The sequence below is a fragment of the Bdellovibrio bacteriovorus genome (genome assembly GCF_002208115.1).
Classification (GTDB): Bacteria; Bdellovibrionota; Bdellovibrionia; order Bdellovibrionales; family Bdellovibrionaceae; genus Bdellovibrio; species Bdellovibrio bacteriovorus_C.
Window position 1 is genome coordinate 2134593 of record NZ_CP020946.1, and the last position, 20425, is coordinate 2155017.

The following is a 20425-nucleotide window of genomic DNA, read 5'->3' on the forward strand; positions in this document are numbered from 1 at the left end:
CCAAGGGAGGTCCTGACAATAAGACATCACGGAGGACGTCAATGCAATCCAATCTCATCATCGGGCTTCTTGCTCTGAACCTTACAGCCTGTGCATCTTTCACCAGCCATCGCGAACCCAATCAGGAAACGAAAGTAACCCTGAAAGACGGCAAAGGCGGCGTTAAAGAAGCCCCTGCTCAAGCCACCAGCACTGGCGGCGAAAAAGAAATGACCCGCGTTGAGGTTGGCAGCGATGCTGAAGCACAAGCCCACGCCACGGAAGTGAAAGAGGCCGTAGCCGCTGCTGCCCAACACATTCAAGACACCCATGGAAAAGCACCCCGTGAGGCCGGACCAGTGCCTGCGGAAAAAGCATATGGCTGGCTTAAAAACGGCAACACCCGTTTTGTGCGCGGCACCTTCCGTAATGACGGTGCCTCGGCTGCCGACCGCCGCCGTGTGAGCGCATTGCAGCGCCCGCATTCGGTTATTTACACTTGCAGCGATTCCCGCGTTTCGCCTGAAATCGTATTTGACCAGAAATTGGGGGAAATCTATGTCGTTCGCACGGGCGAGCTGATCCTGGATAAAAACGTTCAGGAAAGTCTTGAATATTCCGTAGGCACACTGGGCACGAATCTAGTGGTGATCATGGGCTCGGACTCTTGCGGTGACCTGACAGCAGCGGAAGGCCTTGCCAATGAACTGCTAGAACGCTCTGCAATCCTGCGTGACGCTGTGGCCTCGGGTGATGTAAAGGTAGTGAAGGCTGTCTACCATCTGGAAGCTGGAAATGTGGAGTTTCGATAAATGAACGACAAACGCAAGATTCTGATCACCTGTGCTCTTCCCTACGCAAACGGATACATTCACCTCGGTCACCTGGTGGAGTATCTTCAGGCCGACTTCTGGGCCCGTTTTCAGAATATGCGTGGCAATGAATGCGTCTTCATTTGTGCGGATGACACTCACGGCACCCCGATCATGGTGAAAGCCCGCGAACTGGGTATCACTCCGGAAGCACTGATCGCTCAAAGTTATAAAGAACACACACAGGACTTTGCGGATTTCCAGGTTCAGTTCTCGCACTTTGGTTCGACCAATTCAGAAGAAAACCGTCTGCTTTGTGAGTACTTCTATAAAAAAATGCAGGAAGGCAATCACACCCGCAGTCAGCCAATCCAGCAGATGTATTGCAATCACGACAAGATGTTCCTGCCGGACCGTTTTGTAAAAGGCACGTGCCCTAAGTGCGGCGCCAAAGAACAGTACGGTGATTCCTGCGATGTGTGCGCTTCAACTTATTCTCCGAGCGACATGAAAGATGTGCACTGTTCTCTTTGCGGGACGGCTCCGGTCATGAAAGATTCTGAGAGCATCTTCTTCAAACTGAACGACTTCAAACAGTACCTTGAAGAATGGATCCCCAAACACTGCTCCCCTGAAATTTCCAAAAAGATGCTGGAATGGTTCAACGAGGACCTGAAGGATCTGGATATTTCCCGCGATGAGCCTTATTTCGGCTTCGCAATTCCAGGCACGAACAATAAAAAATTCTTCTATGTGTGGGTGGATGCTCCGATGGGTTATATGTCCACCACCGAGCAATGGGCGAAATCCCAGGGTAAAACCCTGAAGGACATCTGGCAGGATCCAAACCGTGAAATTTACCATTTCATCGGTAAAGACATCGCAAGATTCCATACGATCTTCTGGCCGGCATTCCTGAAGGCTGCGGAATTCCGCTCGCCTAACCAGGTGTTCGTGCACGGTCACTTGATGGTCAATGGTGAAAAGATGTCCAAGTCCAAAGGGACCTTCATCGCCGCAAGAACATATCTGAACCATCTGAACCCGGAATATCTTCGCTATTACTACTCCACGAAACTCAGCAGCTCTGTGGATGATATCGATTTGAATCTGGAAGATTTCACCAACCGTGTGAATTCTGAGCTTGTGGGTAAAATCACAAACCTGGGCTCCCGTGGCGGCCAGATGCTGAAAAAGAAAATGGACGGCAAAATGAGCGTGCCGGATGCGGAAGGTAAAAAGCTGATTGAGCACGCCCAGAAAACGGCTGAATCCATCGCCGCTCACTATGAGGCCCGCGACTTTGCCAAAGCACTGGGTGAAATCCGTGGCTTGGCGGATGACGCCAACAAGTACTTTGACGAAAAAGCCCCTTGGAAAACCCTGGAAGCTGATCCAGAGGGTACCAAGCAGGTGATCACCACCACTCTGAACATGTTCCGTTTGCTGGCGATCTACCTGAAGCCGATCTTGCCTTTCTATAGCCAGAAAGTGGCAAAACTTTTGGGCGAAAAAGACTATGTGTGGTCTGATCTGAACACGGTTCTTACCAACCGTGAGATCAATGACTATGAACATCTGGCAACTCGCATCGAGGCTGACAAAGTCAAAGCCATGGTCGAGGAAGGTCGCAAGATCAACGAAGAAATCCAGGCCGCAAAGAAAGCAGCCTCCACCGCTAAACCGGCGGCAGCCCCTGTGGCGACGGTGCCAACCGCAGCCGATCGTCCGGCTGAAATTGAATTTGCGGATTTCGACAAAGTGGATCTGCGTATCGGTCAGGTCATTGAAGCTGAAGAAATCAAAGAAGCTGACAAGCTTTTGCGCCTGAAGATCGATATCGGCGAAGGCCAGATCCGTCAGATCATTTCCGGCATCAAAGCGGCTTATAAACCGGAACAACTGGTAGGACGAAAAGTCCTGGTTTGCGTGAACTTGAAACCGCGCAAAATGAAGTTCGGAATGTCTGAGGGCATGGTGCTGGCAGCCGGAACCGGCGGCAGCGATCTGTTCGTACTTTCTGCCGACGACGGTGCCCAGGTCGGCCAGAGAGTGAAATAATGAATCTTTCCATTCAGGATAAAAAATCCCTCGAAGAAATCCATCAGCTTTTTCTGAAGCTGGAGAAATCCTCGGGGGATTTTTCTTTTTCCGAGACAGAACTAAAAAAACTGAAAACTCTAATTTCGGCTTTGTCTGTTTGTGAGAATCCTGATGTTTCCCGCCTAGCGCCCTTGGAAAAGCACCTGACCCCGGGCATGACACTGAAACACTTTGTCAGCTATGCCATCCCTTTTGAGCGCCTTTTACATAAAAACCTGCAGGACGATGAATTCTTAGTGGTTGAAAACGACCGCGAACAGGCTGAAAGCAAATTACCGCTGGTGTTTGTTCTGGATAACATCCGTTCCGCCTTCAATGTTGGATCGATCTTCCGCACCGCCGAGTGCCTGGGGGCTGAAAAGATTTATCTTTGTGGCTACACCCCGCTTCCGACCCAATGGAAGGTCGAAAAGACCGCCATGGGGACTCAAGAGTATCTGTCTTGGGAAGAAGCTCCCAAACTGCTGGAGTGTTTGGAAGAGCTGAAAGACGAAGGCTACCGGATTGTCGCTTTAGAGACCGCGGCCAGCGCTTCAGATCTGTTTGAAAAGTTTGAATCTGAACCCACAGCCTTTGTTTTGGGAAATGAACGCTTCGGTCTTGATCCGGAAGTTTTAAAGATCATCGACGAAGTCCGTATCATCCCTTTGCGTGGGCGCAAAAACTCCCTGAACGTCGGCGTCACTGCGGCGGTGGCAGGCTTTGAATGGATGAGACAATGGCGACTGAAATAAAACTCACAGCCATTGGCACCTTCAAAAGTCCCCAGGTGCATCCTTACGAAGCTGGACGCCAGCCTGATGAGTTTCACTCGCAAGGTGTGATTGAACTTGAAGCCGGTCACAACTTTGAACAGGCGCTGACCGGACTTGAGGGCTGTGAGCGCATCTGGGTGGTGTTCTTGTTTCATCATAACGACCACTGGAGTCCGATGGTGCTGCCCCCGCGCGGTGGCAATACCAAACAAGGCGTCTTTGCGACCCGGTCCCCCTATCGGCCCAATCCCGTGGGTATGAGCTGCGTAAAGGTGAAGTCCATCGATAAGCTGAAGATTCATGTCGAGGGCGCGGACCTTTTGCATGGCAGTCCGATTTTGGATATCAAACCTTATGTGGCCTATGCGGATTCATTCCCCGGTGTGGAGCCGGGGTGGCTGAAAAATGCCGAACGCTTCACGATTGATTATTCGCTGGAAGCCAAACAGGAACTGGAATGGCTGGAGCTGCATAATCTTCATCAACTGCGCGGATTTTTGCAGCATCAACTGGAATTCGAACCGGACAATTCCCGAAAGAAGCGCGTAAAACCCGAAGGCACTGGCTTTGTGATTGCCTATCGGACATGGCGCGCGCAGTTTGAAATTCAAGGACAGCACGTAAGCATCCTGAAAATCTTTTCCGGATACAGCGCTGAAGATCTTGCCACACCTGAAGATGTCTATCAGGACAAAGCCCTGCACCGTAATTTTCAAAAGAATTTTCCGGGAAAAACTTAAGTCCTGCTAGAAAAGACTTTTAAGCGCACGCCATACAGAAACCGGCGGCTTTCCACACAAGATACGCAGTTGATCACCGCGATGCAGCCGCCCCTGATAGAAGCGCTCGATCAAGGGCTCTGAAAACTGGTAAAATCTTTCAAGAATCACATATCTTTTTTCTGGCTCCGCCGCCAGGAACATCATCCGATTCAGAACACGAAGATAGCGGGCCTGTTGATTGTATCTTTGTTGCATTTGCGAAAGCACCGCTCCCCAATTATCCAAAGAACTTTCAGCCAAAGCCTGCACACATGCCACAGTCTGTGGAAATGTGTATCCCGTCACCGGCTGATAAACACCGGAGGCCGCCCCCAACTGCAAAGGCCCGTTCCCCGTCATGGAAACGGCAGAGCCGTATAAATCCAGTGGTAAACAACCGATCTCCCGGCGTATCACCGATTCAACTTCCCACCCCTTGGTGGCAATGTACTTCATGATTTCCTGTTGAAGCTGATCCACATTCAAATCCGGAGAATTTGAATAATAAGTGTCTTCCACAAGCAGCTCCGTCGGACTCCACGGCAGAGTGTAGAAAAAACGGTATCCATCCGTCTGGGGAACCAAGGCATCCTTCAGAATCACATGATCAAGCCCATGAGGCTTTGCCAACTTCACATCCAGGCCCACGAACTTCTGGTAACCGCGAAGGGCTTCCTTCTTGGGCCAGCCTCGAGCATCGATGACTTGTCGGGCTTTAAAAACCCTGCCGTCCTGCAGGGTCACGGAATCTCGCCGAACCTCCTGAACAGAGGTTCCAAGACGAATTTGATCTGCATGGTGCCGCAGCAGTCGTTGATGGAAGTCTTCCGCCCTGATGGAGCAATAGACACTTTCTATTTTTCTTTTATATTTTGGAAAACGGACTTCATAAGCCGGCCAGGATTTCGATACCAAGGGCGTAAGCCATTTTGCCTGGGGTGGAACATCGGAGCCATGGAAGCTCCAGGTATGATTTCCTCCCAAACTGGTGCCCCGCTCCAGCAGCAAGACTTTCAATGCTGGTTGCTCTGTACGCAATGCTTGCAACAGCAAACCACCGGCCAGACCTCCGCCTACGATAAGGCAATCCCAAATATTATCTTCTGTCTGACCAAACATGTTTTACAAATATCGTGCTTTAAGATAGCAATCAATTATGAACCACTTTGAGAAGTATGAATCCTACATCCCCTTCGATCTTCTGGTGCCACAAAATTTCCTGATTGCCACGTTGGCACTGACATTGGTGGTTTTGGTTCGATATCTGGCTTTGACAGCCTGCTTCTATGCAGCCTTTTACAAGAAAAACTGGCCGTGGGCACAGCGTCGCCAGATCTATCCCGTTTTGCCCGATAAAAAAATGCAACTTTTTGAAATCAAATGGTCCATCATAAGCTCGGGGATATTCGGACTGGGCGGAGTTCTACTGGGCGTATTATGGCAAAGTGGATGGGCTCGCTTCTATCTGCCGCTCAATGAATACGGCTGGACCTATCTGGTGATCAGTGGTTTCCTGCTTTCGCTGCTCCATGACTTTTACTTTTATGTGACCCACAGGCTTTTGCATATCCCATGGCTGTACCGTCGCTTCCACTCTGTTCACCATGCTTCGTTGCAGCCTTCTCCCTGGGCTTCTTTTTCGTTCCATCCCGTGGAGTCCATCATCGAAGCCCTGCCGCTGCCTTTGATTCTGCTTTTCCTGCCGCTGCATCCCTTGGTTTTGCTGGTTTATCTGACCCTGATGACAGTATCGGCCATCATCAATCATCTGGGCTTTGAAGTTCTGCCGCGCGGGTCGGCCGTTCATCCCGTTGGCAAATGGCTGATCTCAGGGACTCATCATTCTGCCCACCACCGTTATTACAAATACAACTTTGGCCTTTTTTACACTTTTTGGGATCACCTGTTAAAGACCCAGCATCCCGCCTATGAAACTCAGTTTCGCAAAAATACAGGCGAATGGGATCAAAGCAAATGACCTCTCCTCTGCTGTCTATAACGAACCTTCGTAAAAGTTACGGCGCCAAGGTCGCCTTGCACAATGTGGGTTTTTCTGTCGAGCCCGCTCAGATTGTCGCTCTTTTGGGGCCTAATGGTGCTGGCAAAAGCACGACATTAAAGATTCTGCTGGGCCTAAGAAGCGCTGATCAAGGCGTCATCGAAAAGCCTGACAAGTCCCTGATTGGTTACTCGGGGCAGGAAATTTCCTTTCCCGCCCATTTAAAAACTGTCGAAGTCCTTCGTCTGGTAAAGGCGCACTATGACCGAGGCCCCTCGGTTGAACACATGGCAACCCACTTCAGTCTGCATTCATTCCTGCATCGTCAGATGGGGGGCCTGAGCGGCGGGGAAAAGCGCCGGGTTTCTTTGGCCTGTGCCCTGCTGGGAGCACCCCATTTGCTTGTGCTGGATGAACCCACTGCAGGGCTGGATGTGGAGTCCCGCATTCACCTGTGGCAGGAGATCCGTGATTTCGCCGCAGATGGCGGCGCCGTCCTGCTTTCCACCCACGACCTGAATGAAGTCTCTCAAGTCGCGCACCGGGTCGTCATCATCGATCACGGAACCGTGCTGTTTGATGGCCCCACCAATGAAATCACGCGCAGCCTGAAATTCAGAACCATCAAGTTTCGCAGTCCCAGAAAACCGCTGTCCTCTTTGATCGAGGATTGCACCACCGAAGGTGACAACCATCGTATTCTGACCCAGCACCCTGAAGAGCTTTTAAAAGAGTTCTTTGAAAACAGCTTCCCGCTTGAAGATCTGGAAGTTTCAACGGCGACCCTGGAAGAGGCCTTCATTCACTTAAGAAAGAAGCATCATGAAAAGACACCTTAAACTGACGCTGCTTCACACTTATTACCAGTTCTTGGAACTGATTCGTCAGCCCATGTACCTGCTGTCGACCCTGGTGTTTCCCGCGATGTTCTTCTGGTTCTTTGGAGTTCCAAACGCACAAACCGAGGCTGCCGCCGCCATGCTGACAGGCTCGTTTGCCTGCTTTGGCGTATTGGGAGTTGTACTTTTTCAATTTGCCATCGGCATCGCACAGGAAAAGGGCACGGCCTGGTCCCACTATCTGCACATTCTGCCTTTGCCTCATGTGCTGACTTTTTTACCCAGGGTTTTAAACGCCCTTTTTGTTTCGCTGCTATCCATTTTAACGGTGATTCTTGTCGCCGTGATCACGACACCTCTGAAGTGGCCGGAGATTCCGTGGCTGCACTTCTTCATCACTTTAATGCTGTCCTCGATCCCGTTTGCGCTGTTGGGCGCCTGCCTTGGATATTCTGCCAGCGGCAAGTCGGTGGTCCCCCTGGCCAATCTGGTTTATCTGCCACTTTCTTTCGCTGGCGGACTTTGGATGCCACCGCAGGCATTACCAAAAGTCGTTCAGGAAATATCTCAGTATCTGCCGACACGTTTTATGGGAGAAGTGGTCTGGGCTGCTTTGCTGAAGCAGGACACAAACAGCAAGTATGTCTGGGGTCTTGCTATTTATGCCGTGTTGTTTTTTGCGGGCTCTTTGCTGTTATTTAGAAAAACCCAAGAGCAAGAGTTTCGTTAACCCCCTGATAGCCCTCGCTGTACCACTGCCACCAGGCAAGAATCATAATCAGATGACCCACGAAAATGAAAAAATGACTCCACATTTCGACCCGGTCAGAATGCTGGGCCAGATAGCGATACCAGTGCAACCCCTCATCGATCAGTGAATAAACGATGCTCAAAGCCACCAGCACCAGAGCTGGAATGCGCAGGAAGACCGGGAAATGGTACGCCAGACACAACACCAGCACACTGGTGATACCGGCAAAAATCGTGATGTGATGAACCAGGGCCTCGGCTTTTTGCAGGAACTCTTTATAAACCGTGCGGTGCCCGATAGTGTCGAAAGCAATCGCAGTTGAAAAAATGAAAATCCCCAGTGGAATGTTGTAAACATAGGCCGGGAACTGAACTCCGTTGAAATGCCCCACGCCGATAAACAGAGTGACCACGGCAAAGAGCCCGTACATCATCCCCACCCAAAGCACGTACACGATCCAGTCTTTCAGACTGAACTCGCGAACACGGCTGGCATAAATCCATGTTTCTTTGACAAAGCTGGTACTCACTTTACACTCCAAATTCTTAGTGGCAAACGCACACTTTCCCTCGACCTCAACGCCCACCAGACCTGGGGGCCCAGATACTTTACGGTCGAAACGATCAAAATTATCTTCTTCCAAACACTCACATAAATTCGCCGGGTCAGACCGCGGTCAGAATCCCTGCGTATCAGCTCGCCAATATGAGAGTACACTTTAGCCGCAATCAAAACCGCCCAGCAAGAACGGAGTGATAAAAAACGAAGTCCCGCAAACCCTTCGCGGTACAGCTCATCGGCCCTTTGCAGCAGGCGCTCCTGAATACCCACCAGAGACTTGCGGTGCTCAGGCAGGAACATTGTCGACTCGGTGATACCGGCCTGCTGCAACCAATCCTGAGGCAGATAACAGCGTCCGCGTTCAGCATCCTCGCGAATGTCGCGACAGATGTTCGTCAACTGCATGGCGCTCCCCATAGAGACTGCATATTTCAAAGCCTGGTCAGAACGAACCCCCATGATGTGACACATCATCAGTCCCACAACTCCGGCGACGCAGTAGCAGTAATCTTCCAACTCCTGCAAGTTACGGTAACGGCGGTTCTTCACATCCATTTCCATTCCCCGCAACAAATCCAAAGGGTACTGAACAGGAATGTTATTGCCGGACAGGATTTCGGCCAGCCCACGAAACTGAAAAGGCAGTCCCGCTTTGATCGCCGGCAGGGATTTTGTCAGACAAAGCAGCTCCTGCAGCCGCCGCGGAGCCTGATCCACCGAGGCCTCATCAATCTGGTCATCACAATACCGGCACCAGGAATAAAGCTTCCACGCGGCAATTTTTTGCTGTTTGGAAAAAAACAGCGAGGCCACCGCAAAACTTTTGGAGCCTTTTTGAATCGACTCCCTGTGCAGATCCAAATCAGAGGCCTGATCCATCAATTAAGATCCTCGACGACCAGGCCCGCAGTGGCTTTGCCAGAGTTCACAACCCCCGGCACCCCCGGATGAGTTCCCGCCCCCACAAAGTACAATCCCTGAATCTGGGAGTCTTTGTTGTGCTGGCGGAAGTATGCACTTTGAGTCAGCTTCGGCTCCAGAGAAAACGCCGAACCATGGAAGGAATTCAGTTCGGTTGAGAAGTCTTCAGGTGTGAAAATTCTCTGGGTGACAATATTTTCTCTTAGACCCGGCATGTATTTTTCTTCCATGTATTTCAGGATCTTTTCTGCGTAAACCGGCCCTTCCTTTTTCCAGTCGATGTTCATTTTACCCAGGTGAGCCACCGGAGCCAGAACATAGAAACACTCATGCCCTTCCGGAGCCAGATTCGGATCCGTCAGGCTGGGCACATGCAAATAAAGCGAAAAATCATCCGGAAGTGTGCCGTTACTGAAAATATCCTCAAGAAGACCTTTATAGCGAGGACCGAATAAAACGTTATGATGCGCCAGATTCGGATACTTTTTTCTGGTCCCGAAGTAGATTAGGAAAAGACTCATGCTGAAGTCTTTGTTTTGCATTTCCTTTGATTTCTTTGCCGCCAGGGGCTCCTTCCCCAGCAGGTCACGGTAGGTGTGAACAATATCGCCATTGCTGACCACGGCATCACAGTTCCAGACTTCGCCCTGAACCGTTTGCACCCCGGTCACTCTGCCACGGGTGGTGAGGATTTGTGCGATCTCGCTTTGGCAACGGATTTCTCCGCCCATTTCGGTGAAGTACTGAACCAAAGCCTGCACCAGGGCCCCGGTTCCGCCGCGTGGAAAGAAAACACCCCAATTGCGTTCCAGGAAGTGAATCAAGGTGTAAATGGCAGACGTGCTATAGGGGTTTCCGCCCACCAGCAAAGAGTGAAAAGAAAACGCCTGGCGCAAATGATCATCTTTGACGTACTTTGAAACCACGGAATAGACGCTGCGATAAGCCCCCAGACGCAGAAGCTGCGGGGAAACTTTCACCATGCTCCAAAGATGCAAAAAAGGTGTCGCCACCAGTTTCGTGTACCCCTCGTTAAAGACCTCTTCTGAATACTTCAGAAATTTTTCATAGCCTTTGGCGTCTTCGGGGGATTTCTTTTTAATTTGAGAGTACAGCTCCTGGGTGTTGTTGCTGTAGTCGAACTTATACCCGTCATCCCAGAGCAGACGATAAAAAGGCGATACGGGGATCATCTCGACATAGTCGGACATCTTTTTGTTTTTTAGGGCAAAAAGCTCTTCCAGACACTCAGGGGCTGTGATCACCGTGGGGCCGGCATCAAAGGTGAAACCTTTGTCCCGATAAACATAAGCCCGTCCCCCCGGCATATCGCGCTTTTCAAAAATTCGAACTTGAAAACCTGCAGCCTGAAGTCGAATGGCAGCACTCAATCCGCCGAATCCACTTCCGATCACGGCAACTTTTTTATTCATAGGCATGGACAATTCTCTCTGTCAGATTTTTTATAAGACCCAGGGTTTGAACATTTTCAAAACCGGCAAAAGACTTTTTCATTTTTTCTTCCATGTTCCGGTGAAGCCTCAAGGCCTCGGCATGGGCGCGCTTTTTCAGATCCGTGCTCTGCACGAAGGCCTCCAGAGCATGGGTTTCAGGAAGGAACTCCAGCGCCTCCTTGAAGCCTTGAATCTGACTGCTGTCACCGCAAGTGGCCAAATACATCCAGATCCACGAGGGACGGCCAAGCTTCAGGTCTTCCAGGGCCTTGCTGTCAGCACAGTGGAACTTCAAATTCCCAAGATCATCAAAGCGCTGCAATGACGAGCCCAATTGCGTGCCGAGTTCCTGCAAAAGCAACAGATCCGGCTTTGGCTCTGCGACCAAGGCCCCCACTTGCAGAGCCAAAGCCACCAGGGCCCCGCTTTTAAGGCAATGACTTTTATGCACGACTTCCTGAATCTGACCGGCGTTGAGAGTCTTCATGCTGGCCCCCAGATCAAGTGCCTGGCCCAGATGGGCCTGGTGCATGGCCTCGTGAGTGCAGGAGATAATTTTAAGTTTCACCCCGTCATCCACCGCCAAACCATGCAAAGCTTTTAACGCTTCAAAATACATCCAATTTCCCAGATTCAGCGCCGGCCCAACACCATAAAGGCGATGGACGGTGGGGCCCCCACGGCGCTCCAGGCTGTCATCCTGGATATCGTCAACAATCAGGGAGCCGGCGTGGATCCACTCCAGCACCCGGGAAAGCTCTGCTATGATTGATTTTTGTTTTTCGCTGAACGGAACACCCTTCAGATACAGTCGGCAGCCAATGGACACAAGCTCCGCCCGAAATTCTTTTTTGGGGCGAGACATGAATTCCTGGGCCGGACCGTGCAAAAAGGCACCCCAACATTGCTCGACACTGGAAGGTGAGCTGACCTGAAGAGCTGGAGAGAGAACTAAATTCACGACTATGAACTCCTCAAAACTTGCCCCGGGGCCAAAACGTTATTTGAAATAACTCACTGATGTTGTCATTAAAATCAATGTCCGCACTAGAATTGGAATTAAGGACTGCCAAATGACATACTCTTATTCTTTAAGCAGACCTTTCAGTTGGGATTGCCACTGCTTGAAAAGACGCTGGCTGATCTTGTCAGATCGAACCGAGAGATAGATTCGCGACTCTATGGGGTCCAATCCCCGGATTTTCAGACTGCGTATCAATCCGGCCTCTTCGGCTTTTCGTGCAATGATGTTCGGGATCAGTGCCACGTTGTTGGAATGTTGCACGATCTCGATGGCCGTCAGGGCCGTTTGCATTTCATGTCCCATGATCCGCTCGCTGCGCGGTATCGGCAAATGATCCGCCGCTTGCGCGATCGCACGTCCATTCCAATAAGCCGACCGGGCAAATGGAAATTTCAACAGCTCCTCTTTGGAAACAGATCCCTTTAAGGGGTGATTCTTTCCGACATACAGATTCCAGCGCATAGAACCCACTTCGGCCGCGCTCCAGGTTTGGGGCCATTGGATCTCTTCCAAATGAAGAGCCACATCCAAAACCCCTTCGGTGGCGGTCTGGCGCAGTTCTTCCGGCGAAAGATCCATAAAACGCAGCAGCGCCGTCACACCCGCCACCTGAAGGCTTTCAATCATCGCCCCGGAAAAGAAAACATTCATGAAACCCCGGCCACCCACAGTGTAGGTGACCGATGGTGCCAGAAGCTGCGATTTGCGGGGAATGAATTCCTCGGCCTTTCTTAGCAGTTCTTTGGCCTGAAGGCTGACGTGGGAACCCTCGGCCGTCATGATATAACCGTGAGAGGACGTCTTGATTATCTCAAACTGCAGTTGATGCCGCACGGACTGCAAAACCTTGGTCAAACGCGGAGGCTCAATCCCCAGGGAACGCGACAGCGAACGCAGGGATTTATGATCCGGCAGCTCTGCCAGCAACAACAAATCAAAAAATGAGATTTTCGAAAGACGTTTATCCATCCGACTATTTCACATACTCGCAAAGGGGAATTCGCTGACTAAGCCCGCCCGACTGCACGGACGTCAAAACCGTGCATGTGTCATAACCCAAAGATCTGAGTTTAAGTTCTGCTGACACCCATGTTTCGCGTGCCAAGAATGGATCGCGGGACAGAATCCACGCATACTGCAGCGTCGGATCGCCGACCACCGCATACGAATAATCTGATGCCAGATCCAAGACCCAGTAATCGCCGCCAAAGCCAAACACCCAGTCAATGATCTTCACGAAAGTGACCTTCAGGCGTGAGTTGCTTTCTTTATCAAGAACCTTGGCTCGCCCCTCGGCCACCGAGCGTTCACCACTTTGTGTGTCACAGGAATTCACCACCGCGATCAGACCATCTTCGGCAGAGGCATACTCGGCCGTCGTGTTTCCAATACATTGTTTTTGAAAGACCATTGGGATGCTGGCGACTTCAAACCACTTACCCAGATACTTATTCAGATCCACAAAAGGCACTGTCGCCGGCGCTGCCACAGACGTTGAAACAAACCCCAGAACAAAAATTGAAAGAATCAGTTTTTTCATAAGAGCTCCTTTTTCTGTTAAAACTGTTATAAACAGAATTGAGGAAGGCGCCTATTACAAATAGGAACACGCCTGTTTCCATACTGGAAACACCATTGAAAGGCGCAATTCAAGAGCCTTTGCGGCATGTCAGAATCAGGAGGCTTTTTCGGGGGAAAGATCTTCCCGAAGACGGTCGGAGACATTCAAGTGGCTGCGAACATACCTGTACAGCGGATAGAACCCTGCGCCACGAACAAGGGATCCCAATATAAATACGGCGTAATAGCTGCTGACTTTTTCACCCATCACCCACAGGACTTTGCCGCCGATGTAAGTTCCCAAAATGATCGCCAGTGAATTCAAAAGATTATAAACCGTGAGCATCGGAACTTTTTCGTCGTGTTTGATGTCTTTAAAGAAGATCAAGGACAGCCCCACTTCCACAAACGCCCAGGCCATACCGCTGATGAATTGCAGGAAGAAGATAAAGTACATATCACTGCTGACCGCCCACATCGCTGGCAACGGCACAATGGCCCCGGCGCCAAACACCAGCAAATTAAAGCCCGAGGCATTCTGACGGAACCGATCAATCAAAGTCAGAGTCAGAATCTTACCAATGAATAAAACCCCGATGGCTGTCATATAGGCGCCATAATCCATTTTCACCTGCGCCAGCATATAAGGGGTCACAAAGGGTGAAGACACAAAGACTGCGGCCTGGAAAGGCGCCAGATAAAAGAAAAACTGACGCTTGGATTTGTTGGCCCAAAAGACTTTCCAGGATGCGCGGAATCCCAGCTTTGGCTCTTTGTTCCAAGCCGGATCAAAATACTGAGAAGAAAGAATAAAGGACGAAACCAGACGACAGGCAAACGCAAAAACAAAGAGCATGGTGAAAACGGACGAGAACGGTCCGATTTCAACATTGTTATGCAGGGCCACCCCGCCTCCGATAAGGCCCAGCAGAATACCGATCTGGGACACGCGTGCCCGTTTGGCAAAATAGCGGCTGCCCTCTTCGACCTGCACCAGGCGACCCATCCAGTAATTCCACGCCGGTCCCGCGGCAAAGCCCGAACCCCAGTACAGGGATAAAATCAAAAACAGCATCCAGAAGTTCGGCGCCTTCGTGGCCGAGAAATAAATCAAAGGAATAAAGGTCAACGCCTGCAGCGTGGCCGAGGCCACCACCCAGTTTTTATGAGATCGAATGCGCTGCAAGCCGCGCGGAGTGATCAGTTGCAGGAACGCGCCGCTGACAATAGGGAGCGTTGAAAGAATACCGGCAAAGATTTCACCCATGCCGATGGATAAAGAATAAGCCGGCAAATAAGTTTCGCCGGCTCCAATCATCAGTGAACAAAGAAAAGCGTCGAAAAGACTAAGTCTCAGACTTCTTTCGCGCATAAGGTTCGTTATTTTCCTTTTCTCATTTTCTTGTGCGCATCTTTCATGTTTTCCATCTGCGCTTTGCAGTCTGCAGACAGTTCATCCTTGTGTTCCATCATGCATTTCATTTTTTTACCTTTGCCCATGGAAACATTCGCACAGAATTTTTCATGGTCCTCGTGACAAGCGTCTTTCATCTCGGCCGCGTGATCTTTCATCTTTTCAAACTTTGCCTTACAGTCGGCGGAAAGTTTGTCTTTGTTGTCCATCATGCACTTCAAAACACGGCCTTCTCCGCGCTCAACGGTCCCGCAAAGTGTTTCACGATCCTTGGCGCAGACGTCGTTCGGGCCTTTTGCCACTGCCCCATTTGCAAAGCAGACAACCAACACAGCTGCTAATAGTTTTCCCATAAAGTACCCCCTATAGATACTCATGTTAGAGCAGCTGCCGGAAGCACACAAAGAGCTTGAGGTCTTGTTGGTCCTTTCTGTGAGACTGGACCTAAGGGAAGTCAGACAAGTTTGATCGCCCCCAGGGCCAGTGTTGCAAAGAACGATGCAACTATCAGACACCACAGGTAGCTAAAAAGGATAAAAACACCGTCTTTTTCCATATGGCCAATGGCGCACAGAATGATCCCGACGGCGGGAACGGTGTTGGAAAAAGGAATGGGTAAAGGCAGAGACAGAAGAACCGCATTCCCGACGAAAACAATCAGATTCAGGATGCGGAAAAACCACATGTCGTGGAAGAAGGTCAGCCGCTCTTTGACGATGCGGGAAACATAGGTCCAGATCTTTTCGGCCACTTCCGAGACCTTGATCACCACTTCAGAGGACAGCTTCACATTTTCAAAACGTTTGGGAAGCCACGGAGGTCGTTGCAGGTACAGAAAAAAAGCCACCACACAGATCATCATCCCCAGGGGCGTTGAAAGCCCAGGAATGGGAATAGGCTGCATAAAAGGCAGACAGAAGAACAGCACCAGCATGGCGTGGCCTTCTTCTCCCAATAAATGGAAAACTCTTCGCAAAGTGAGGTGTCCTTTGGAAGCTTCTTCCTGCAAAAGATCCATGGCGGAAATAAATCGACTTTTCAAACTTGCCTTCCCTCACCTATCCTTTTATCACTAGGTTTTCATTTTTCGAACAAAGGACCCATGATGGATTGGAAGATTTTTGCCAGCACCTTTATCACTATATTTTTGGCTGAAATGGGAGACAAGACCCAATTTGCCGCGTTGGCTGCATCTTCACAAACAAAGTCGACCATGACAGTGATGCTGGCCGTTGTATTGGCCTTGGGTCTTGCCGGGGCACTGGGAGTGATCTTTGGAAAGTTCCTGGGGACTATGTTAAGCCCCCAAATCATGAAGTACGTTTCTGGCAGTTTGTTTATTCTGGTCGGTATCTGGGTTCTGGCAGCCAAGTCCTAGAACAGAGAATAGCCGCAATACTCGGCACGATCCGTGTCGAGTCCCGTCATTGAATTCATAATTCGAAAGCGTGCCGTTTTCCCCACAAGCTCTGGCGAATTCACCGCCTGAGTGAACTGCAACTGCAAATAACGGCGTCCGTTGTCCTGAATCACAAATCCTTCACCGACACCGTTTAATTTCACGCGCCCACTGTGGCCGTCGATGCTGAAACGCGACTGCAATCTCGTATCAAAAGCCACATCATCCAAAGTGAATTCACGATAGCGCATATCAAAAGTGTGATTTGAGTGCAGGTAAAGCTCCTGCTGCGAATGTAGCACCGCAGACGGGTCCGTCCACATTTGGGTGCCCGCGGCCACCAGCACACTGAATGACAAGTCCCCTTGAGCGCAGTCACCCTTGGTTTGATAAAACATTTCAGATGGAATTTCGTGAAGAATTTCAGACGGTCCAATCAGAGCTTCGACACCGCCACAGGAGGAAAGCATAAGAGCCATTAACGATACAAAAAGTACAAACTGTGGTTTAGGCATACTTGTTTATACGGCCTGCAAAGCCGGCTTGTCACAAATTTGGTGTCAGAATAGGCGGAAGTCCTGTGGACAAAAAAGAAAACCCCACAAGTGTTAGCTTGCGGGGTTTATAAATTTAGAAGCTAGTCCAGCTACGGCGCCCAGAGGGCGCCTGCGCTTCCTCGGCCGGGGCCGATTAGCCGCCGATAGTAGCGATCAATTGAGCGATCAACAAAGATACGACGGACATAACTTTGATAAGGATCGCAACGCCAGGACCGGAAGTGTCTTTGAACGGGTCACCGACAGTGTCACCAACAACCGCTGCTTTGTGAGCATCGGAACCTTTTGGATGACCTGGAAGGCCGCCTTTTTCGATGTATTTTTTAGCGTTATCCCATGCACCACCCGCGTTCGCCATGAACAGGGACATAGTTGCACCGACAGCCAAACCACCCGCAAGAAGACCTGCAAGAGCTTGAGGGCCCAAGATGAAGCCCACTGCCACTGGAGCAAGGATCGCGATCATACCTGGCAGGATCATTTCGAACAATGCAGCCTGAGTTGCAATGTCCACGATCTTAGCTGGTTGTGGTTCCGCTTTACCTTCACGAAGACCTGGGATTTCTTTGAATTGACGAGCGATCTCCTGAACGATTTTCTGAGCCGCTTTACCAACCGCAGTCATTGTTGTCGCACCCACCAGGAATGGAAGGATAGAGCCCAACAAGATACCGATCAGAACGCCGGAAGAAGTCAGATCCAAAGACATTTTAGCAAGACCCGCGCCCTCACGAACGTGGTTTACTTCCATGTTGAATGCAGAGAACAATGCCACAACTGTCAGGATCGCAGAACCGATCGCGAAACCTTTACCGATAGCTGCAGTTGTATTACCAACAGCATCCAATTCGTCAGTGATCGCACGAACGTCTTTACCCAAGCCGGACATTTCAGAGATACCACCCGCGTTGTCAGCGATTGGACCGTAAGCATCCACAGTCATTACAACTGCAGTACCAGCCAACATACCCACTGCCGCCATTGCGATACCGTACAGACCCAAAGCCTGGTCAGCCACGTAAGCTGCGATAACAACGATCAACATTGGGATTGCTGTGGATTCCATACCCACTGCCAAACCACGGATCACACCAGTGCCCGCACCAGTCAAAGCTGCTTCCGCAACCAGACGGATCGGACGAGCCGCTGTATAGTACTCAGTGATCAAACCGATCAAAGCACCACCGAACGCACCCGCAGCCAAAGCCACAGTCACACCCTGGTTGATGCCGAACATCGGAAGGATGATGTAAGCAGCGATCGTCAAAAGAATTGGAGGGAAGATCAAAGCATTACGCAATACAGTTGCAGGCTTGCCGTTTTTGAACGCGCGAGCAGCAAAGATCACGATGATAGAGATCACCAGACCCAAAGTGGACAACAGGATCGGCAATGCAACACCGGCAATACGCACAGTTTCAGCATCCGCACCCGTCATCAAAGCAGACAGACCTTCTGCAGGGATTGTCAAAGCAATCGCCATAGCAGAAACGATCGCAGCAACCATGGACTCATAGATGTCTGCGCCCATACCAGCAACGTCACCCACGTTGTCACCAACGTTATCGGCGATTACACCAGGATTACGAGGGTCGTCTTCAGGGATGTTCTCTACAACTTTACCAGCGATGTCGGCACCCACGTCCGCCGCTTTCGTGTAGATACCGCCACCGATACGCGCAAATAGAGCGATAGAGGAAGCACCTACGGCGAAGGAGTGAAGGATTGTGCCAAGGTGAGCATCACCCTGGAAAGCAACATACAAACCACCAAGACCGATCAAACCAAGACCTGCAACGGAAAGACCCATTACAGCGCCGCCGTCCAAAGCAACCAGCAAAGCCGCCGCTTTAGAGCCGCCAGCTGCGGCTTGAGAGGTACGAACGTTGGCATAAGTTGCCGCCTTCATACCGAAGAAGCCCGCAAGCAAAGACAGGAACGCACCCAGGATGAAGGATCCTGCTGCGATACCGCCCAAGGCGAACCAAAGAGCCAAGCCTACGACAATTGCGTAGACGAAAAGTACCTTGTACTCACGCACAAGGAACGCCATAGAACCTTCGCGCACGTAGGACGCGATACGATTCATTGTCTCATTGCCCGCTGGTTGTGCCTTCACGCGAAGGTACAGAGCCAAAGCAACGATCAAACCAACGACCCCTGCAATTGCAGGAGAGATCAGCAAAGATTCACTAAACATGTTGCACTCCGTTTATGATTTCTCGTTTTAATTACGAAGGCTTAGAGTTACCGCGTCTCATTACACCGAGTCAATCTGGTAGGGGGCCGTAGCAGTTGAATTTGCGCCGCATTATGCCCAACGATTAGGCACAATTCACTTTCGCCGCTCTTTTAACGATGCATTGCTTTCCTAAAAAGCTCAGCGTACCTTCAGGGAACATGAATGACTTGAGTGACGAGGATCTATTAATAAAACTTTCCGAGGGCGAACGAAAAGCCCTGGATATCCTCTATCTAAGACATTCTGGGCGCGTCCTCAGTTATGCCCTGAAAAGACGCCTGTCTCAGGAACGCGCCGAGGACCTGTTGCAAATCGTGTTTTTACAGATTTACCGTAAAAAACACCTGTACGACCCCAAACACTCGGCCCTGGCCTGGATCTATGTCATCACCCGAAGTGAGCTAAAAGACTATAGAAATCGCGAAATTAAAGATTTCCTCGAGTGGGACGATTCCCTGTCACAAACCGAAGGGTCCGCTCCTATCATGGAAGAGAAGGACGAGGCCGAAGCCCTGTTGCAGGACCTCAAGCCCCGGGAGCAGGAAATCCTGCGCCTTCGCTATCTGGACGAGATGGAATACAATGAAATCGCGGCCCTGCTGCAGGAGTCCGAAAGCAACATCCGCCAGATTGTTTCGCGCAGTCTGAAATTCTTAAAAGGCCAAAAACCGAAAGGAGCGTCGAAATGAAAGATATCAAAAAAGACTTCGAATCATTTGCTGAAGACAGCTCCCCGGCTGGCTCCTCTTTTGTCTTGAATAAAATCAACAGCACTCTGCAAGCCGAACTACCCTCCCCATGGAAAGTGGCCGGCAAACTGGGGATTGCCCACACGGTGGCAACTTCCCTGACGCTAGCTTCCTGTTCGCAGTTTGGTGTGACGCTGTTTAACACCGGTCATGATCTGATGCATTCGTTTATGAATATCAGCGAAACTTTCTGTCACAGCTTGTGTGGTGCCTACTATCTGGCGGCCACTTTCCTGCTGGCGCGAATGATTTTGAACCGTGAAGAGTGGCTGGTGCTTTTGAAAAACCGCACTCTGAGCATTGCCAGTCTGGCTTTGGTATCTTTGGGAGTGTTCTCGTCTCTTAGCCACGAAGTCACTTGGGAAAGTGCGCTGTTATGGTTCTTTGGCGCCGCCTTGGGGGCCGAACTAATGACCGTACGCAAGCAGGCACTCAAAAGACTCCTTCACGATATTTAATTCAATTAACGAGTCAGGAGCTTATTTTTGCTCCCCCACCTGGGGGAAAAGTGCGTCTCATACCTGAACGTCATTCTTAAAAATCTG

The 20425-nt window shown here is 50.5% G+C and carries 22 protein-coding genes; 10 read left to right on the forward strand and 12 right to left on the reverse strand.

The window, feature by feature from the left end:
* Positions 1-41: 41 nt before the first annotated feature.
* The 4 genes from B9G79_RS10310 to tsaA are packed head-to-tail and all read left to right on the forward strand — an operon-like array spanning position 42 to position 4389.
* Positions 42-791, forward strand: a complete 750-nt coding sequence (locus B9G79_RS10310) for a carbonic anhydrase (protein ID WP_088565433.1) — start codon at positions 42-44, stop codon at positions 789-791.
* Positions 792-2852, forward strand: coding sequence for a methionine--tRNA ligase (metG, locus tag B9G79_RS10315; RefSeq protein WP_088565434.1), 2061 nt, complete (start codon positions 792-794; stop codon positions 2850-2852).
* The gene (locus B9G79_RS10320; protein WP_088565435.1) at positions 2852-3628 is read left to right on the forward strand and encodes an RNA methyltransferase; all 777 of its coding nucleotides are present in this window, start codon (positions 2852-2854) and stop codon (positions 3626-3628) included. Before metG ends, B9G79_RS10320 begins: the two co-directional genes overlap by 1 nt.
* Positions 3613-4389: a tRNA (N6-threonylcarbamoyladenosine(37)-N6)-methyltransferase TrmO gene (gene tsaA, locus B9G79_RS10325; RefSeq protein WP_088565436.1), complete on the forward strand. Its 777-nt coding sequence runs from the start codon at positions 3613-3615 to the stop codon at positions 4387-4389. The genes B9G79_RS10320 and tsaA overlap by 16 nt, the downstream gene beginning before the upstream one ends.
* A 6-nt stretch (positions 4390-4395) precedes the next feature.
* Here tsaA and crtY read toward each other — a convergent pair whose 3' ends face one another.
* Positions 4396-5529, reverse strand: a complete 1134-nt coding sequence (crtY, locus tag B9G79_RS10330) for a lycopene beta-cyclase CrtY (protein WP_088565437.1) — start codon at positions 5527-5529, stop codon at positions 4396-4398.
* A gap of 37 nt (positions 5530-5566) precedes the next feature.
* Between crtY and B9G79_RS10335 the strand changes: the two genes are divergently transcribed.
* From B9G79_RS10335 to B9G79_RS10345, 3 genes are read left to right on the forward strand one after another with little or no spacing between them, the layout of a single operon-like run.
* On the forward strand, positions 5567-6388 hold the full coding sequence (locus tag B9G79_RS10335; RefSeq protein ID WP_088565438.1) for a sterol desaturase family protein: 822 nt from the start codon (positions 5567-5569) through the stop codon (positions 6386-6388).
* On the forward strand, positions 6385-7248 hold the full coding sequence (locus B9G79_RS10340) for an ABC transporter ATP-binding protein (protein ID WP_157678769.1): 864 nt from the start codon (positions 6385-6387) through the stop codon (positions 7246-7248). The genes B9G79_RS10335 and B9G79_RS10340 overlap by 4 nt, the downstream gene beginning before the upstream one ends.
* Positions 7232-7978: an ABC transporter permease gene (locus tag B9G79_RS10345; RefSeq protein WP_088565440.1), complete on the forward strand. Its 747-nt coding sequence runs from the start codon at positions 7232-7234 to the stop codon at positions 7976-7978. Before B9G79_RS10340 ends, B9G79_RS10345 begins: the two co-directional genes overlap by 17 nt.
* Here the strand turns inward: B9G79_RS10345 and B9G79_RS10350 are convergent.
* The 9 genes from B9G79_RS10350 to B9G79_RS10390 form a co-directional block, all read right to left on the reverse strand.
* Positions 7947-8528 (reverse strand): hypothetical protein, encoded by a 582-nt coding sequence (locus tag B9G79_RS10350; protein WP_088565441.1) that lies wholly within the window; start codon positions 8526-8528, stop codon positions 7947-7949. The genes B9G79_RS10345 and B9G79_RS10350 overlap by 32 nt on opposite strands.
* The gene (locus B9G79_RS10355) at positions 8525-9439 is read right to left on the reverse strand and encodes a phytoene/squalene synthase family protein (protein WP_088565442.1); all 915 of its coding nucleotides are present in this window, start codon (positions 9437-9439) and stop codon (positions 8525-8527) included. The genes B9G79_RS10350 and B9G79_RS10355 overlap by 4 nt, the downstream gene beginning before the upstream one ends.
* A complete protein-coding gene (locus B9G79_RS10360) occupies positions 9439-10920 on the reverse strand; it encodes a phytoene desaturase (RefSeq protein WP_088565443.1) in 1482 nt (493 codons plus the stop codon). The genes B9G79_RS10355 and B9G79_RS10360 overlap by 1 nt, the downstream gene beginning before the upstream one ends.
* Entirely contained in the window at positions 10907-11896 is a 990-nt protein-coding gene (locus B9G79_RS10365; RefSeq protein ID WP_157678770.1) for a polyprenyl synthetase family protein, read from the reverse strand. The genes B9G79_RS10360 and B9G79_RS10365 overlap by 14 nt, the downstream gene beginning before the upstream one ends.
* A gap of 123 nt (positions 11897-12019) precedes the next feature.
* Entirely contained in the window at positions 12020-12928 is a 909-nt protein-coding gene (locus B9G79_RS10370) for a LysR family transcriptional regulator (protein ID WP_088565445.1), read from the reverse strand.
* Between the two features lie 4 nt (positions 12929-12932).
* Positions 12933-13499 (reverse strand): lipocalin family protein, encoded by a 567-nt coding sequence (locus tag B9G79_RS10375; protein ID WP_088565446.1) that lies wholly within the window; start codon positions 13497-13499, stop codon positions 12933-12935.
* 135 nt (positions 13500-13634) lie between these two features.
* Positions 13635-14891, reverse strand: coding sequence for an MFS transporter (locus B9G79_RS10380; protein WP_088565447.1), 1257 nt, complete (start codon positions 14889-14891; stop codon positions 13635-13637).
* Between the two features lie 8 nt (positions 14892-14899).
* The gene (locus tag B9G79_RS10385) at positions 14900-15286 is read right to left on the reverse strand and encodes a cysteine rich repeat-containing protein (RefSeq protein ID WP_088565448.1); all 387 of its coding nucleotides are present in this window, start codon (positions 15284-15286) and stop codon (positions 14900-14902) included.
* Between the two features lie 101 nt (positions 15287-15387).
* Positions 15388-15975, reverse strand: a complete 588-nt coding sequence (locus B9G79_RS10390) for an exopolysaccharide biosynthesis protein (RefSeq protein WP_232468561.1) — start codon at positions 15973-15975, stop codon at positions 15388-15390.
* Positions 15976-16035: 60 nt separating this feature from the next.
* Between B9G79_RS10390 and B9G79_RS10395 the strand changes: the two genes are divergently transcribed.
* A complete protein-coding gene (locus B9G79_RS10395) occupies positions 16036-16311 on the forward strand; it encodes a TMEM165/GDT1 family protein (protein ID WP_015090848.1) in 276 nt (91 codons plus the stop codon).
* Here B9G79_RS10395 and B9G79_RS10400 read toward each other — a convergent pair.
* On the reverse strand, positions 16308-16811 hold the full coding sequence (locus B9G79_RS10400) for a hypothetical protein (protein ID WP_088565450.1): 504 nt from the start codon (positions 16809-16811) through the stop codon (positions 16308-16310). The two genes, B9G79_RS10395 and B9G79_RS10400, sit on opposite strands and share 4 nt — an antisense overlap.
* Positions 16812-17022: 211 nt before the next feature.
* Positions 17023-19089, reverse strand: coding sequence for a sodium-translocating pyrophosphatase (locus tag B9G79_RS10405; protein ID WP_088565451.1), 2067 nt, complete (start codon positions 19087-19089; stop codon positions 17023-17025).
* A gap of 200 nt (positions 19090-19289) precedes the next feature.
* Between B9G79_RS10405 and B9G79_RS10410 the strand changes: the two genes are divergently transcribed.
* Both B9G79_RS10410 and B9G79_RS10415 read left to right on the forward strand, forming a co-directional pair.
* On the forward strand, positions 19290-19820 hold the full coding sequence (locus B9G79_RS10410; protein ID WP_232468562.1) for an RNA polymerase sigma factor: 531 nt from the start codon (positions 19290-19292) through the stop codon (positions 19818-19820).
* Positions 19817-20338, forward strand: a complete 522-nt coding sequence (locus B9G79_RS10415) for a hypothetical protein (RefSeq protein WP_088565453.1) — start codon at positions 19817-19819, stop codon at positions 20336-20338. The genes B9G79_RS10410 and B9G79_RS10415 overlap by 4 nt, the downstream gene beginning before the upstream one ends.
* Positions 20339-20425: the final 87 nt, after the last annotated feature.

Coding starts and splice junctions, on each gene's coding strand:
- B9G79_RS10310 (WP_088565433.1), top strand. CDS start 42: ATGCAATCCAATCTCATCATCGGGCTTCTTGCTCTGAACCTTACAGCC.
- metG (WP_088565434.1), top strand. CDS start 792: ATGAACGACAAACGCAAGATTCTGATCACCTGTGCTCTTCCCTACGCA.
- B9G79_RS10320 (WP_088565435.1), top strand. CDS start 2,852: ATGAATCTTTCCATTCAGGATAAAAAATCCCTCGAAGAAATCCATCAG.
- tsaA (WP_088565436.1), top strand. CDS start 3,613: ATGGCGACTGAAATAAAACTCACAGCCATTGGCACCTTCAAAAGTCCC.
- crtY (WP_088565437.1), bottom strand. CDS start 5,529: ATGTTTGGTCAGACAGAAGATAATATTTGGGATTGCCTTATCGTAGGC.
- B9G79_RS10335 (WP_088565438.1), top strand. CDS start 5,567: ATGAACCACTTTGAGAAGTATGAATCCTACATCCCCTTCGATCTTCTG.
- B9G79_RS10340 (WP_157678769.1), top strand. CDS start 6,385: ATGACCTCTCCTCTGCTGTCTATAACGAACCTTCGTAAAAGTTACGGC.
- B9G79_RS10345 (WP_088565440.1), top strand. CDS start 7,232: ATGAAAAGACACCTTAAACTGACGCTGCTTCACACTTATTACCAGTTC.
- B9G79_RS10355 (WP_088565442.1), bottom strand. CDS start 9,439: ATGGATCAGGCCTCTGATTTGGATCTGCACAGGGAGTCGATTCAAAAA.
- B9G79_RS10360 (WP_088565443.1), bottom strand. CDS start 10,920: ATGCCTATGAATAAAAAAGTTGCCGTGATCGGAAGTGGATTCGGCGGA.
- B9G79_RS10370 (WP_088565445.1), bottom strand. CDS start 12,928: ATGGATAAACGTCTTTCGAAAATCTCATTTTTTGATTTGTTGTTGCTG.
- B9G79_RS10375 (WP_088565446.1), bottom strand. CDS start 13,499: ATGAAAAAACTGATTCTTTCAATTTTTGTTCTGGGGTTTGTTTCAACG.
- B9G79_RS10380 (WP_088565447.1), bottom strand. CDS start 14,891: ATGCGCGAAAGAAGTCTGAGACTTAGTCTTTTCGACGCTTTTCTTTGT.
- B9G79_RS10385 (WP_088565448.1), bottom strand. CDS start 15,286: ATGGGAAAACTATTAGCAGCTGTGTTGGTTGTCTGCTTTGCAAATGGG.
- B9G79_RS10395 (WP_015090848.1), top strand. CDS start 16,036: ATGATGGATTGGAAGATTTTTGCCAGCACCTTTATCACTATATTTTTG.
- B9G79_RS10400 (WP_088565450.1), bottom strand. CDS start 16,811: ATGGCTCTTATGCTTTCCTCCTGTGGCGGTGTCGAAGCTCTGATTGGA.
- B9G79_RS10405 (WP_088565451.1), bottom strand. CDS start 19,089: ATGTTTAGTGAATCTTTGCTGATCTCTCCTGCAATTGCAGGGGTCGTT.
- B9G79_RS10410 (WP_232468562.1), top strand. CDS start 19,290: ATGAATGACTTGAGTGACGAGGATCTATTAATAAAACTTTCCGAGGGC.
- B9G79_RS10415 (WP_088565453.1), top strand. CDS start 19,817: ATGAAAGATATCAAAAAAGACTTCGAATCATTTGCTGAAGACAGCTCC.